Below are 12,453 nucleotides of genomic sequence, written 5' to 3'. Positions count from 1 at the left end.
TGCAGTGGAGGTTTCAGTTCTTTGGCGCAGGGATGGCCGAGGCAAACGCATCGATGATGCGGCGCAGCGGCGCCTGCTTGAGCTTGAGCGCCGCCTGGTTGACCACCAGGTGCGAGCTGATGTCCATGATGCGCTCGACCTCAACAAGGTGGTTGGCCTTGAGCGTGTTGCCGGTGGAGACCAGATCGACGATGGCATCGGACAGGCCGATGAGGGGCGCCAGTTCCATGCTGCCATAGAGCTTGACCATGTCCACATGCACGCCCTTGCTCGCAAAGAAGTCGCGGGCAATGCTGGTGTACTTGGTGGCCACCTTCAGGCGTGAGCCCTTTTGGACGGCCTGGGCGTAGTCGAAATCATCGCGCACGGCCACGCTCACGCGGCACTTGGCAATGCGCAGGTCGAGCGGCTGGTACAGGCCCTGGCCACCATGCTCGATCAGGGTGTCCTTGCCCGTCACGCCCAGATCGGCGCCGCCATATTCGACATAGGTGGGCACATCGGTGGCGCGCACCAGCACCACGCGCACATCGGGCTGGTTGGTGGGCAGGATGAGTTTGCGCGATTTTTCGGGATCTTCCAGCACCTCGATGCCGGCGGCGGCCAGCAGGGGCAGGGTTTCGTCGAAGATGCGGCCCTTGGAGAGCGCCAGGGTGATCATGCTCATGCTTTCATTCTCTCAATGTCAGCGCCAAGGCCGCGCAGCTTGGCTTCCATGCAGTCGTAGCCCCGGTCGAGGTGGTAAATGCGGTCCACCACGGTTTCGCCGTCGGCCACCAGGCCGGCAATGACCAGGCTGGCCGAGGCCCGCAGGTCGGTGGCCATCACGGTGGCGCCCGACAGGCGCGCGGACGTGGAAGCCAGGCCTTCGATCACCGCCACCTTGCCATCGACCTGGATCCTGGCCCCCAGACGCACCAGCTCGTTGACGTGCATGAAGCGGTTTTCAAAAATCGTTTCGGTCACCGTGGCCGTGCCCTGCGCAATGCAGTTGAGCGCCATGAACTGGGCCTGCATGTCGGTGGGGAAACCCGGGTATTCGGTGGTGCGAAAACCCTGGGCCTTGAGCGTGGCGCCGCCCGCGCTGTGCACGCGGATGCCGCCGTCCACCGCCTGCACGGTGGCACCGGCTTCGCGCAGCTTTTCGATGACCGCATCCAGGTGGTCTGCGCGGCCATGGCGCAGCACCACATCACCGCCCGTGGCCGCCACGGCGCACAAGAAGGTGCCGGCCTCGATGCGGTCGGCCACCACGCGGTGCGTGCAGCCGTGCAGCTGGTCCACACCCTGGATGCGGATGCGGCTGGTGCCGTGCCCTTCGATCCTGGCGCCCATGGCGATCAGCATCTCGGCCAGGTCGGAAATTTCGGGCTCCTGCGCGGCGTTTTCGAGCACGGTCTCGCCTTCGGCCAGCGCAGCGGCCATGAGGAAGTTTTCGGTGCCCGTCACCGTGACCATGTCGGTGGTGATGCGCGCGCCCCTCAGGCGCGTCCAGCCCGCGGGCAGCTTGGCGATCATGTAGCCGTGCTCGACCACGATCTCGGCGCCCATGGCGGCCAGGCCCTTGATGTGCTGGTCGACCGGGCGCGAACCGATGGCGCAGCCGCCAGGCAGAGACACCGTGGCCTCGCCAAAGCGGGCCAGCAGCGGGCCCAGGGCCAGCACCGAGGCGCGCATGGTCTTGACCAGCTCGTAGGGGGCTTCGGGCGTGTTGAGGCCACCGGCATCAATGCGCACGGTGCCATCCTGTGAACGCTCGGCTGACACTCCCATGTTGCGGATGAGCTTGAGCATGGTGCTCACATCCTGCAGCTGGGGCACGTTGAGCAGGGTCACGGGCTCTGCCGTGAGCAGCGCGGCGCACAACTCCGGCAGGGCGGCGTTCTTGGCGCCAGACACCAGCACCTCGCCATTGAGGGGGCGACCACCGCGGATCAGGAGTTTGTCCATCTCGAAAAACCAGAAATATGAAGAAAATGGCTTCTAGCGCCTATCCATCAGGCGCCAGAAGCTATCAATAAATGAGCTGACAGGGCAACAGCGTCACTGCCCCTGCGCCGCCCATTCTGCGGGGGTGAAGGTTTTCATCGACAGCGCATGCACCTCGTCGGTGGCCAATTTGGCGCCCAGCGTGGCGTACACGCGCTGGTGGCGCTGGATGGCGCGCTTGCCCTCGAATTCGACCGAAACGATGGTGGCATACCAGTGGCGGCCATCGCCTTCGAGCGTGATGTGGTCGCAGGCCAGGCCCGCGGCGATGATGTCTTTGAGCTGGTCTGCAGTCATGGTCGGTTCTCTGTCAATTTCTAATCTTGTAGCCGGTGCGCAGCAGGTGCACGGCCAAGGCACTCACGGCCAGCCAGGCCATGCCCACGATGCCAAGGCTGAGCCAGGGCGAGGTATCGCTCTGGCCGAAGAAGCCATAGCGGAAGCCGTCGATCATGTAGAAGAACGGATTGAGATGGCTCGCGGTCTGCCAGAACGGTGGCAGCGACTGGATGGAATAGAACACGCCCGACAGGAAGGTCATGGGCACGACCACGAAGTTCTGGAACGCGGCCAGCTGGTCGAACTTGTCGGCCCACAGGCCTGCAATCAGCCCCAGCGTGGCCAGCAGCGCTGCGCCCAGGAACGCAAAGACGAAGATCCACAGCGGCGCCGCAAACTCCGGCCGCGCAAACACCAGGGTGACGATGAACACCCCCAACCCCACCACCAGCCCGCGCACCACCGACGAGCCCACATAGGCCAGAAACCAGGCCCAGTGCGACAGCGGCGTGAGCAGCACAAACACCAGGCTGCCCATGATCTTGCTCTGGATCAGACTCGACGAGCTGTTGGCAAAGGCGTTCTGCAGCACGCTCATCATCACCAGACCGGGCACCAGGAAGGCGGTGTAGCTGATGCGGTCGTACACCTTCACATGGCCTTCGAGCACATGGCCAAAGATCAGCAGGTACAGCACGGCCGTGAGCACGGGCGCGGCCACGGTCTGGAAGCTGACCTTCCAGAAGCGCAGCACTTCTTTGTAGAACAGGGTTTGCCAGCCGGTCACAGTGCCACCTCCGACAGCGGAATGTTCGAGGCCGACGTTCCCGACATGACCTGCAGGAACACGTCTTCCAGGTCCGGCCTGCGGATTTCCATGTCCTGCACCTCCACACCGGCCACGCGCAGGGCGGCCAGGTGGCTTTCGATTTCCGCCGCATCGTGTGCGGGCAGTTGCACGATGCGGCCCGTGACCCGCGCCAGGAGGGCCAGGGACGGCGGCAACAAGGCGTCGGTCTTGAACTGCAGCACACTGCCTGAGGCCGTCTTGAGCAACTCGCTGGTGCGGTTGAGCGCCACCACCCGCCCCGCCTTGAGCATGGCGATGCGGCCGCACAGGGCCTCGGCCTCTTCGAGGTAATGGGTGGTCAGCAGCACGGTGTGGCCTTCCTTGTTCAGGCGGGCGACGAAATGCCACAGGGTCTGGCGCAGCTCCACGTCCACGCCGGCCGTGGGCTCGTCGAGCACGATGATGGGCGGCTTGTGCACCAGCGCCTGCGCCACCAGCACGCGCCGCTTCATGCCACCCGAGAGCTGGCGCATGTTGGCATTGGCCTTGTCGGCCAGGCCCAGGTTGGCCAGCAGTTCGTCGATCCAGGCGTCGTTGTTCTTCACGCCGAAGTAGCCCGACTGGAATCGCAGCGCCTCGCGCACATTGAAGAACGGATCAAACACCAGTTCCTGGGGCACCACGCCCAGCTTGCGCCGGGCCTCGGCAAAGTCGGACTGCACATCGCTGCCCTGCACCAGCACCCTGCCCTGGGTAGCGCGCGCCAGGCCCGCCAAGATGCTGATGAGGGTGGTTTTTCCGGCACCGTTGGGGCCGAGGAGGCCGAAGAATTCGCCTTCCTCGATGTCCAGGCTGACCTGGTTCAGTGCCTGGAAGGGCCCTTTGGGGGTGACAAAGGTCTTGGAGATGGCTTGGAAGGAGACTGCAGGCATGGAACCTTTGATTTTAAGGCCTTGGCCCGCAAGCTGCCGCGTTCAGACCAACAGCACCCGCCGCCCGAGGGCATTGCCGGCCTTGCGGGCCGGCACCCAGCTCAGCCGGCCACCTGCAGCAAGTCGTCCACGCCGTACAGCCCGGCCATGCCGACCAGGGCTGCAGGCAGGCCCCTGACCACAAAAGCCTTGCGGTCTGCCAGCGCTTCGCGCCGGCACTCCAGCAGCACCGCCAGCGCGGAGGTGTCGAACACGGCCAGCGCGCTGGCATCCACCACCACCTCGGGCCCCTTGAGAACCTGGAGCCCTTGCACCAGCATGCGCAGGCAGCCGCTGGCCTGGCGGTGGGTGAGCTCGGAGGGAAGCACCAGCATGCGCGGGGTCTCGCTGTCAGCCCTTGGCGGCATTGTTCTTGTTGCGTGCGACCAGCGCCTCGATGAGGCCATCCACCCCGCGCGCATTGATCTCGGTGGCGAACTGGCCGCGGTAGGTTTCCACCAGCCACACGCCCAGCACGTTGAGGTTGTAGATTTTCCAGCCCGCACCGACACCCGGGGTTTTTTCCAGCCGGTAATCGAGCTGGATCGGATCACCACGGCCCGTGATCTCGGTGCGCACCAGCACATCCTTGTCATCGGCCGCAGCACGCAGGGGCTTGATGGCAATGGTCTGGTCGTTCACCTGGGCCAGAGCGCCCGCATAGGTGCGCACCAGCAGCACCTTGAACTCTTCCTGCAGGCGCTTTTGCTGCTCGGGGCTGGCCTGGCGCCAGCCCGGACCCACGGCAGCCGCCGTCATGCGCCGGAAATTCACGTTGGGCATGATCACCTTGTCCACCAGGGCGATCACCTTGTTGATGTCGCCGGCCTGGATGGCCTTGTCGCCGCGAACGCTACCCATCACTTCGAGGGACAGGCGCTTGATCAACGCATCAGGTGCCTCGTCGGCAGCGAAAGCCGCCCAGTGCATCCCCATGGAACTGGTCACCGCCAGTGTTGCGGCCATGCGGCCCAGGTTGCGTCGATTCATCATGTGGGTCTTCTCTCCATCGGGCGACGGTGTCGCCGGTCAATTCATTGTGGTGGCACGCGGTGTACGCCATGCATCGTTGTGTTGCGAGGTTGCAAGCAGTTGCAACCGCCCGCAACAACGCCCGCGCTCACTGGTCGGGTTCTGGCGGCAGCACACCGCCGCTGTCGTCGTTCCCGTCGGCTTCCTGGGCACCCGAGCGCAGAGCGCGCCTCTGCAGAAACACGTCCCGCGTGAAACTGTATTTGTCGAGCGCAGCACCTTCCAGCACGGCCCCGGCCCCCAACAGGCTGGCCCGGGTATCCACCGCCCGCAAGGCATACAGTGAATTGCGCGCAGCCACCGAATCCCACTGGCCGAGCAGGTTGCCCTGCATGTCCACGGGCAATGCCGCAGTGTCGCGCACCGTGGAGGGTCCCAGCAGCGGCAGCACCAGATAAGGCCCCGTGGGTACGCCCCAGCGCCCCAGCGTGAGACCGAAGTCCTGCCGGTTGCGGTCCACTCCCATCTCCGTGGCGATATCGAGCAGCCCGCCCAGACCAAACACCGTGTTGACGTTGAAGCGCACCAGGCTGGACATCGCCTCTTCGGGGTGCAACTGCAGGACGCTGTTCACAAACGACCAGACATCCCCCAGGTTGCCGAAAAAGTTGTTCACCCCCGTGCGCACGGGGGAGGGAACGACATCCTTGTAGGCCGTGGCCACGGGTTTCAGGACCGCTTCGTCCACGCTGTCGTTGAACCGGGTCATGCTGCGGTTGTAGGGCTCCAGCGGATCCCGGGGATGGGCGCCCGGCCCGCTGGCACATCCGGCCAGCAGCACAGCCCCCAGCACCAGGGCGCACCCGCTCAATGTAGCGCGGGCAAACCGGGGCTGTCCATCATGGCGAGCGAAGCCCGCAGTCGTCCACATCATCATTTTTTGCTACCTGCGCCCGACGGCTTGCCGCCCTCTTCCGCCTTGCTGTAAAGAAACTGTCCAATCAGGTTTTCCAGAACCACGGCCGACTGGGTGGCGGTGAGGCTGTCACCCGCCACCAGGTTGTTTTCGTCGGCACCTGCCTCGATACCGATGTATTGCTCACCCAGCAGGCCGCTGGTCAGGATCTTCAGGGAACTGTCCTTGGGGAAAGCATACTGCTTGTCCAGTTCCAGCGTCACACGCGCCTGGAAGGTCTTGTCGTCAAACGTGATCGACTCCACACGCCCGACCACCACGCCGGCACTGCGCACCGCCGCCTTGGGCTTGAGGCCGCCAATGTTGTCGAAACGCGCGGTCACGCGATAGCCGGTCTGAAAGTTCAGGTGCAGCAGATTGGCCGACTGCAGCGCCAGAAACACCAGCGCGGCCGCCCCCAGCATCACAAACAGGCCTACCCAGAGATCGTTTTTGGATTGTTGCATCGTGCTTTCCTTGTCACGCCGGCTGCGCCCGCGTCAGATACTGAACATCATGGCCGTGAGGAGGAAGTCCAGCGCCAGCACCGCCAGCGAGGCCATCACCACGGTGCGCGTAGTGGCGCGCGAAACCCCTTCCGGCGTCGGCTTGGCCGTGTAGCCCTGCAGCAGCGCCACGAAGGTCACGGTAAAACCAAACACCAGGCTCTTGATGACGCTGTTGCCCAGGTCACTGAAAACATCCACGCCGCCCTGCATCTGGCTCCAGAATGCCCCGCCGTCCAGGCCGATCATGGGCACGGCCACGATCCAGCCGCCCACCACGCCCACGGCATTGAACACCAGCGACAGCAGGGGCATGGCGATGACACCCGCCCAGAAACGGGGCACCAGGATGCGGCGCACGGGGTCCACGGCCATCATTTCCATGGCGCTCAATTGCTCACCCGCGCGCATCAGGCCGATCTCGGCCGTGAGCGAGGTGCCAGCGCGCCCGGCAAACAGCAAGGCGGTGATGACCGGCCCCAGCTCGCGCAGCAGGCTCAGCGCCACCAGCTGGCCCAGCGCCTCGGTCGAACCAAAATCCTGCAGCGTGTAATAGCCCTGCAGCGCCATCACAAAGCCCACGAACAGGCCGGACACCGCAATGATGGCCAGCGAATAATTGCCCAGGAAATGCACCTGGTCGCGCACCAGTCCAGGGCGCTGCACGGCCGCCGGAACCTGGCGTATCAGCTGCCAGAACAGGCGCGCCGCCTGCCCCGCATCCGCCAGCTGGCTGCGCACGGCCAGGCCCACATCGGAAGGACGCCACCAACTCATGCCGACCTCCCTTGCACCGGACCAAAGTCGCTCGCCACCGTGGGCCCCGGGTAATGGAAGGGCACCGGGCCCGTGGGCAGCGCGTTGACAAACTGGTGCACCAGCGGATCGGTGCTGGCGCGCACTTCATCGGGGGTGCCCTGGGCCGCCACCACGCCGGCGCCCAGGATGACCACATGGTCGGCCAGGGCAAAGGTGGCTTCGAGGTCGTGCGACACGAGGATGGTGGTGAGCCCCATGGCGTCATTGAGCTGCCGGATGAGTTGCGCGGCCGTGCCCAGCGAAATGGGGTCGAGCCCGGCAAAGGGCTCGTCGTACATGACCAGCTCGGGGTCCAGCGCAATCGCCCGGGCCAGGGCCACGCGCCGCGCCATGCCCCCGGATATCTGGCTGGGCATCAGGTCGCGCGCACCGCGCAGACCCACGGCATGGAGCTTCATGAGCACGATGTCGCGCACCAGCGCATCCGACAGGTCGGTGTGCTCACGCAGCGGAAACGCCACGTTATCGAACACATTCAGATCGGTGAACAGGGCACCAAACTGGAACAGCATGCCCATGCGCCGGCGCGCCGCATACAGGCCCGCCGCATCCATGCGCCCCACATCCTGCCGATCGAACAGCACTTCGCCCTGCTGCGCCCGGTACTGGCCGCCGATGAGGCGCAGCACCGTGGTCTTGCCGCCACCCGAAGCACCCATGAGCGCCGTGACCTTGCCACGCGGAATCTTCAACGACAGGTCGCGCAGGATCACGCGCTCGCCGTACCCGAAGGTGACGTTGCGCAGTTCCGCCAGCGCGCTGGCAGCCGATGAATCGTTGGATGGCATGGTGCAGAACAAAAAACGCCGTCGAGGGCCGGGACCCTGACAGCAGGACCCGCATCATAGGGGAAACCCCTCAGTACTGCCCAGCCGATCGTTAAAACCTGTGGCATGCAAGTGACGCTTGCCTATGCTTGACGGTTATAAAAAATTCGTTGCACGCGCGCCCACCGTGGCCCACCTTGCGGGACCTGGCGCGTGCTGTAGCGGGACAGGCCGGAGCAGAAAAACGAGCAAAAACCATAAAAACCATAGCTACTACCGCTTGCCAGGCAAGGAAAAATTCCCATTCCATCCCATAGTCACAGCATGTGCTGCAAAAACGCCCGCGCCCGCTCATGCCCTGGATCGGCAAAGAACTCCCCCGCCGCACGCGCTGCCACCAGCTCGCCCTGGTCCATGAAAGCCACCGTGTGGGCCACCTCGCGTGCAAAACCCATCTCGTGGGTGACCACCAGCATGGTCATGTGCTCCTCGGCCAGTTCGCGCATGGTGCGCAGCACCTCGCCGGTGAGCTCGGGGTCGAGCGCGGAGGTGGGTTCGTCGAACAGCATGATGTCGGGCTGCATGCACAGCGCGCGCGCAATGGCCACGCGCTGCTTTTGCCCGCCCGACAGGCGCGCGGGGTAGTTGTCGCGCTTCGGGGACAGGCCCACCTTGGCCAGCAGCGCCTCGGCGCGGGCTACTGCAGCGTCGCGCGCCAGGCCCTGCACCACCATCGGCGCCTCGATGAGGTTCTCCAGCACCGTGAGGTGCGGGAACAGGTTGAAGTGCTGGAACACCATGCCGGTCTTGGCGCAGATGCGGCGCAGTTCGGCGTCGGGCACATAGGTACAGCGGCCCTGGGCATCGGTGGTGGCGAGCGCCTCGCCTTCGATGGCGACATGGCCGCTGTCGATGGTTTCAAGGTGATTCAGGCAGCGCAAAAAGGTGCTCTTGCCCGAGCCCGAGGGGCCGATGATGGCCACCACCTCGCCGGGCGCTACCCGCAGCGACACGCCGCGCAGCACCTCGTTGTGGCCAAAGCGCTTGCGCACGTCGCGCGCCTCGATCATGGGCGCGGCGTCACTGGTCGTACTTGGCATAGCGTTTCTCCAGGCGCTGGAAACCCCAGGTAAGCAACAGGGTCATGAGCAGGTAAAAGGCCGCGGCCACGATGAAGGGCGTGGTGGTGAAGTCGCGCTGCACGATGCCGCGCGCGGCACGCAGCAGGTCGTTCAGGGCCAGCACGTAGATGAGGGACGTGTCCTTGACCAGGGTGATGGTCTCGTTGCTCATGGGCGGCAGAATGCTGCGCACCATCTGCGGCAGCACGATGCGGCGCATGGTCTGGCCGTAGTTCATGCCCAGCACCTTGCCGGCCTCGTACTGGCCCCGGTCCACCGACTGGATACCCGCACGGAAGATTTCGGCGAAGTAGGCTGCGTAGTTCAGCGCAAAAGCCGCCACGGCAGCCGGAAAGTCGGGCAGGCGCACCCCGATCACCGGCACGAAGGGCAGCGCAAAGTAGATGAACAGCATCTGCAGCATGAGCGGCGTGCCCCGCATGAGCCAGATGTAGCCATTCACCGCCGCCGACAACGGCTTGACATGCGACACCCGCGCCAGCGCCAGCAACAGCCCCAGCGGCACGGCCAGCGCCAGCGTGATCGCAAACAGTTTCAGGGTGACTGTGGCGCCCTGCGCCAGCGGCCCCAGGAGGGAGAGAACGTAGTCCATGCAATGACTTCCAGTCGCGTGAACGAAAAACACCGGCAGGCCGATGAAGGGCGCTGCCGGTGCGGGCCACGGGCCTGATGGCGGGGAGCTTACTTGATGATGTTCTTGCCGAACCACTGTTCGGCAATTTTCGCTGCAGCACCATCCTGCTTCATGTCGGTCAGGGCCTTGTCGAGCTTGCCGTGCAGCTCGGTGTCGTCCTTGCGCAGGCCCACGCCATATTCCTCGGTGCCGAAGTTGTCATCCAGCACGGCGTAGTCGCCCGGCTTCTTGGCCACGTAGTAGCGGCCCACCACCTCATCGACCACCACGGCTTGCAGGCGGCCGGTGCTCAGGTCCATCAGGGCGGTCACGTTGTCGCCGAAGGTCTTGAACTCCTTGAAGGACCGGAAGACGGCGTCTTCCTTCTTGATCGCATCGACGGCGCTGGAGCCTTCCTGCGCGCCCACCACCTTGCCCGCCAGATCGGCCTTGGACTTGATGGCGGAGTTGGCAGGCACCACGATGATCTGGTGGTTTTCCATGTAGGGCGCGGTGAACGCAATGTTCTGCTTGCGCTCTTCGGTGATGGTCAGGCCGTTCCACAGCGCGTCCACGCGCTTGCCCGACAGCTCGGCTTCCTTGGCGCTCCAGTCGATGGGCTTGAATTCGACTTCCAGGCCCAGGCGCTTGGCGGCCTCCCTGGCCATGTCGATGTCAAAACCGACCAGTTCGTTCTTCTCGTTGCGAAAACCCATGGGCGGGAAGTTGTCGTCCAGGCCGACGACGATCTTGGTGACAGCGGCTGGCGCCGGTGCGGCGGCGGGCGCGGCAGACTCCTGCTTGGAGCATCCCGCCAGTACGGCGCCCAGGGTCAGCAAAGCAACAGCAGCAATTTTCTTCATGGTGTGACGATTTTCAAAAAGAACAGACAGGACGGCAACGCCGGAGGGGGCATGCACCACCACTGGTGCAGTGTTTCACGCCCCGGGAAAACCCTGCATTCTCCCATCGATGCGGCCTGCCGGCACCCTGGCCACCATGCGCCACCCTGGGGATAACGAGCGAAGCATGGCACCAGCGCGCACTGGACAAGCGCCTCAAGCTATTAAAATTGTAGCAATACAAACACCAACGGCGCCCGCGGGCGCCGTTGGAAAGGCCGGTGCGGTTGCCCGCTCAGCGCGGCAGGTCGGAGTAGCCCATCAGGAACTCGTCCACCGCACGCGCCGCCTGGCGGCCTTCGCGGATCGCCCAGACCACCAGGCTCTGCCCGCGGCGGATATCGCCGGCGGCGAACACCTTGGGCACATTGGTGGCGTAGCCGCCGTCGAACTCCGTGGTGGCGCGGGCGTTGCCGCGCGCATCCTTGTCCACGCCAAAGGCATCGAGCACGGGCGCCACCGGGCTCACAAAACCCATGGCCAGCAGCACCAGGTCGGCCTGGTAGTGCTTTTCGGTACCTGCGATCTCGACCAGCTTGCCGTCCTTGAACTCGACCTGCACGGTGGTCAGGCCCTTGACCTTGCCCTTTTCACCCGTGAACTCCTTGGTGGAGATGGCGAACTCGCGCACGCAGCCCTCTTCGTGGCTAGAGCTGGTGCGCAGCTTGAGCGGCCAGTAGGGCCAGGTCAGAGGGCGGTTTTCCACTTCGGGGGGCTGGGGCATCACCTCGAACTGGGTCACGCTGGCCGCTCCGTGGCGGTTGCTGGTACCCACGCAGTCGCTGCCTGTATCGCCGCCACCGATCACGATGACATGCTTGCCCGTGGCCAGGATCTGGCCCTTGAGCTTGTCGCCCGCGTTGATTTTGTTCTGCTGGGGCAGGAACTCCATGGCAAAGTGGATGCCATCGAGCTCGCGACCCGGCACGGGCAAGTCGCGCGACTGCTCGGCGCCCCCCGTCAGCAGCACAGCATCGAACTCCTTGTTCAGCTGCTCGGGCGTGACGGTTTCCTTGGCCCAGTTGGTGACCTTGGAGTCCTTGCCCAGGCCGTCCTTGGCGGCGCCCACGAACACGCTGGTGCGGATGACCACACCTTCGGCTTCGAGCTGCTTGACGCGGCGGTCGATGTGCGACTTCTCCATCTTGAAGTCGGGGATGCCATAGCGCAGCAGGCCGCCCACACGGTCGTTCTTCTCGAACAGCGTGACGCTGTGGCCTGCGCGGGCCAGTTGCTGGGCAGCGGCCAAGCCTGCGGGGCCGGAACCCACCACCGCCACCTTCTTGCCCGTCTGGTGCTTGGCAGGGCGCGGTTGCACCCAGCCTTCGGCCCAGGCGCGGTCGATGATCGCGTGCTCGATGGACTTGATGCCCACGGCGTCGTCGTTCACGTTGAGCACGCAGGCGGCCTCGCAGGGCGCGGGGCAGATGCGGCCGGTGAACTCGGGGAAGTTGTTGGTGCTGTGCAGCACCTCGATCGCGCTCTTCCAGTCCGCGTGGTACACGAGGTCATTGAAGTCCGGAATGATGTTGTTCACCGGGCAGCCGTTGTTGCAGAACGGCGTGCCGCAGTCCATGCAGCGCGCACCCTGCAGCTTGGCCTGGCTCTCGTCGAGGCCGATGACGAATTCCTTGTAGTGCTTCAGGCGCTCGGGCACGGGCTTGTAGCCCTCTTCGATGCGCTCGTATTCCATGAAGCCGGTGGTCTTTCCCATGATGTCGGTGTCCTTGTCTATGAATGGTGTGCAA

General features: G+C 64.7%; 15 protein-coding genes. All 15 read right to left on the bottom strand.

Going from position 1 to position 12,453, the window contains the following annotated elements; genetic code table 11:
• Positions 1-13: 13 nt before the first annotated feature.
• The 15 genes from hisG to AC1RDS_RS14675 all read right to left on the bottom strand — a co-directional run bounded on the left by hisG (position 14) and on the right by AC1RDS_RS14675 (position 12,419).
• A complete protein-coding gene (gene hisG / locus AC1RDS_RS14745; RefSeq protein ID WP_026437142.1) occupies positions 14-661 on the bottom strand; it encodes an ATP phosphoribosyltransferase in 648 nt (215 codons plus the stop codon).
• A gap of 2 nt (positions 662-663) precedes the next feature.
• Positions 664-1,950, bottom strand: a complete 1,287-nt coding sequence (gene murA / locus AC1RDS_RS14740) for a UDP-N-acetylglucosamine 1-carboxyvinyltransferase (RefSeq protein WP_092699937.1) — start codon at positions 1,948-1,950, stop codon at positions 664-666.
• Positions 1,951-2,043: 93 nt separating this feature from the next.
• Positions 2,044-2,286: a BolA family protein gene (locus tag AC1RDS_RS14735; RefSeq protein ID WP_092699938.1), complete on the bottom strand. Its 243-nt coding sequence runs from the start codon at positions 2,284-2,286 to the stop codon at positions 2,044-2,046.
• Positions 2,287-2,299: 13 nt separating this feature from the next.
• Entirely contained in the window at positions 2,300-3,055 is a 756-nt protein-coding gene (locus AC1RDS_RS14730; protein ID WP_287880340.1) for an ABC transporter permease, read from the bottom strand.
• Positions 3,052-3,990, bottom strand: a complete 939-nt coding sequence (locus AC1RDS_RS14725; RefSeq protein WP_287880338.1) for an ABC transporter ATP-binding protein — start codon at positions 3,988-3,990, stop codon at positions 3,052-3,054. Before AC1RDS_RS14725 ends, AC1RDS_RS14730 begins: the two co-directional genes overlap by 4 nt.
• A gap of 101 nt (positions 3,991-4,091) precedes the next feature.
• Positions 4,092-4,364, bottom strand: a complete 273-nt coding sequence (locus AC1RDS_RS14720; protein WP_092699941.1) for an STAS domain-containing protein — start codon at positions 4,362-4,364, stop codon at positions 4,092-4,094.
• A 16-nt stretch (positions 4,365-4,380) separates the two neighbouring features.
• Positions 4,381-5,022, bottom strand: coding sequence for an MlaC/ttg2D family ABC transporter substrate-binding protein (locus AC1RDS_RS14715; RefSeq protein WP_287880334.1), 642 nt, complete (start codon positions 5,020-5,022; stop codon positions 4,381-4,383).
• A 127-nt stretch (positions 5,023-5,149) separates the two neighbouring features.
• Entirely contained in the window at positions 5,150-5,938 is a 789-nt protein-coding gene (locus AC1RDS_RS14710; RefSeq protein ID WP_431603968.1) for an MlaA family lipoprotein, read from the bottom strand.
• Positions 5,935-6,423: an outer membrane lipid asymmetry maintenance protein MlaD gene (mlaD, locus tag AC1RDS_RS14705; RefSeq protein WP_092699947.1), complete on the bottom strand. Its 489-nt coding sequence runs from the start codon at positions 6,421-6,423 to the stop codon at positions 5,935-5,937. Before mlaD ends, AC1RDS_RS14710 begins: the two co-directional genes overlap by 4 nt.
• Positions 6,424-6,456: 33 nt before the next feature.
• Entirely contained in the window at positions 6,457-7,239 is a 783-nt protein-coding gene (gene mlaE, locus AC1RDS_RS14700) for a lipid asymmetry maintenance ABC transporter permease subunit MlaE (protein WP_287880330.1), read from the bottom strand.
• Positions 7,236-8,069 (bottom strand): ABC transporter ATP-binding protein, encoded by an 834-nt coding sequence (locus AC1RDS_RS14695; protein ID WP_287880329.1) that lies wholly within the window; start codon positions 8,067-8,069, stop codon positions 7,236-7,238. Before AC1RDS_RS14695 ends, mlaE begins: the two co-directional genes overlap by 4 nt.
• 296 nt (positions 8,070-8,365) lie before the next feature.
• Positions 8,366-9,148 carry an amino acid ABC transporter ATP-binding protein gene (locus tag AC1RDS_RS14690; protein ID WP_092699953.1) on the bottom strand — a complete coding sequence of 261 codons (783 nt, stop codon included), beginning with the start codon at positions 9,146-9,148 and terminating at the stop codon, positions 8,366-8,368.
• Positions 9,129-9,782 (bottom strand): amino acid ABC transporter permease, encoded by a 654-nt coding sequence (locus AC1RDS_RS14685; RefSeq protein ID WP_092699955.1) that lies wholly within the window; start codon positions 9,780-9,782, stop codon positions 9,129-9,131. Before AC1RDS_RS14685 ends, AC1RDS_RS14690 begins: the two co-directional genes overlap by 20 nt.
• Positions 9,783-9,871: 89 nt before the next feature.
• Positions 9,872-10,666 (bottom strand): amino acid ABC transporter substrate-binding protein, encoded by a 795-nt coding sequence (locus AC1RDS_RS14680; protein ID WP_092699957.1) that lies wholly within the window; start codon positions 10,664-10,666, stop codon positions 9,872-9,874.
• 274 nt (positions 10,667-10,940) lie between these two features.
• Positions 10,941-12,419: a glutamate synthase subunit beta gene (locus tag AC1RDS_RS14675; RefSeq protein ID WP_092699959.1), complete on the bottom strand. Its 1,479-nt coding sequence runs from the start codon at positions 12,417-12,419 to the stop codon at positions 10,941-10,943.
• Between the last annotated feature and the right edge of the window lie 34 nt (positions 12,420-12,453).

It is taken from the genome of Acidovorax sp. GW823-FHT02H02 (assembly GCF_058797075.1).
Note: the sequence above shows the minus strand (reverse complement) of the source record. Positions and strands in the feature narration are given on the sequence as shown.

Bases quoted from the DNA above. Each gene is read 5' to 3' on its own strand.
- AC1RDS_RS14695 (WP_287880329.1), bottom strand. From the start codon at position 8,069: ATGCCATCCAACGATTCATCGGCTGCCAGCGCGCTGGCGGAACTGCGC.
- AC1RDS_RS14735 (WP_092699938.1), bottom strand. From the start codon at position 2,286: ATGACTGCAGACCAGCTCAAAGACATCATCGCCGCGGGCCTGGCCTGC.
- AC1RDS_RS14725 (WP_287880338.1), bottom strand. From the start codon at position 3,990: ATGCCTGCAGTCTCCTTCCAAGCCATCTCCAAGACCTTTGTCACCCCC.
- AC1RDS_RS14715 (WP_287880334.1), bottom strand. From the start codon at position 5,022: ATGATGAATCGACGCAACCTGGGCCGCATGGCCGCAACACTGGCGGTG.
- mlaD (WP_092699947.1), bottom strand. From the start codon at position 6,423: ATGCAACAATCCAAAAACGATCTCTGGGTAGGCCTGTTTGTGATGCTG.
- murA (WP_092699937.1), bottom strand. From the start codon at position 1,950: ATGGACAAACTCCTGATCCGCGGTGGTCGCCCCCTCAATGGCGAGGTG.
- AC1RDS_RS14720 (WP_092699941.1), bottom strand. From the start codon at position 4,364: ATGCTGGTGCTTCCCTCCGAGCTCACCCACCGCCAGGCCAGCGGCTGC.
- AC1RDS_RS14675 (WP_092699959.1), bottom strand. From the start codon at position 12,419: ATGGGAAAGACCACCGGCTTCATGGAATACGAGCGCATCGAAGAGGGC.
- hisG (WP_026437142.1), bottom strand. From the start codon at position 661: ATGATCACCCTGGCGCTCTCCAAGGGCCGCATCTTCGACGAAACCCTG.
- AC1RDS_RS14690 (WP_092699953.1), bottom strand. From the start codon at position 9,148: ATGCCAAGTACGACCAGTGACGCCGCGCCCATGATCGAGGCGCGCGAC.
- mlaE (WP_287880330.1), bottom strand. From the start codon at position 7,239: ATGAGTTGGTGGCGTCCTTCCGATGTGGGCCTGGCCGTGCGCAGCCAG.
- AC1RDS_RS14685 (WP_092699955.1), bottom strand. From the start codon at position 9,782: ATGGACTACGTTCTCTCCCTCCTGGGGCCGCTGGCGCAGGGCGCCACA.
- AC1RDS_RS14710 (WP_431603968.1), bottom strand. From the start codon at position 5,938: ATGATGATGTGGACGACTGCGGGCTTCGCTCGCCATGATGGACAGCCC.
- AC1RDS_RS14680 (WP_092699957.1), bottom strand. From the start codon at position 10,666: ATGAAGAAAATTGCTGCTGTTGCTTTGCTGACCCTGGGCGCCGTACTG.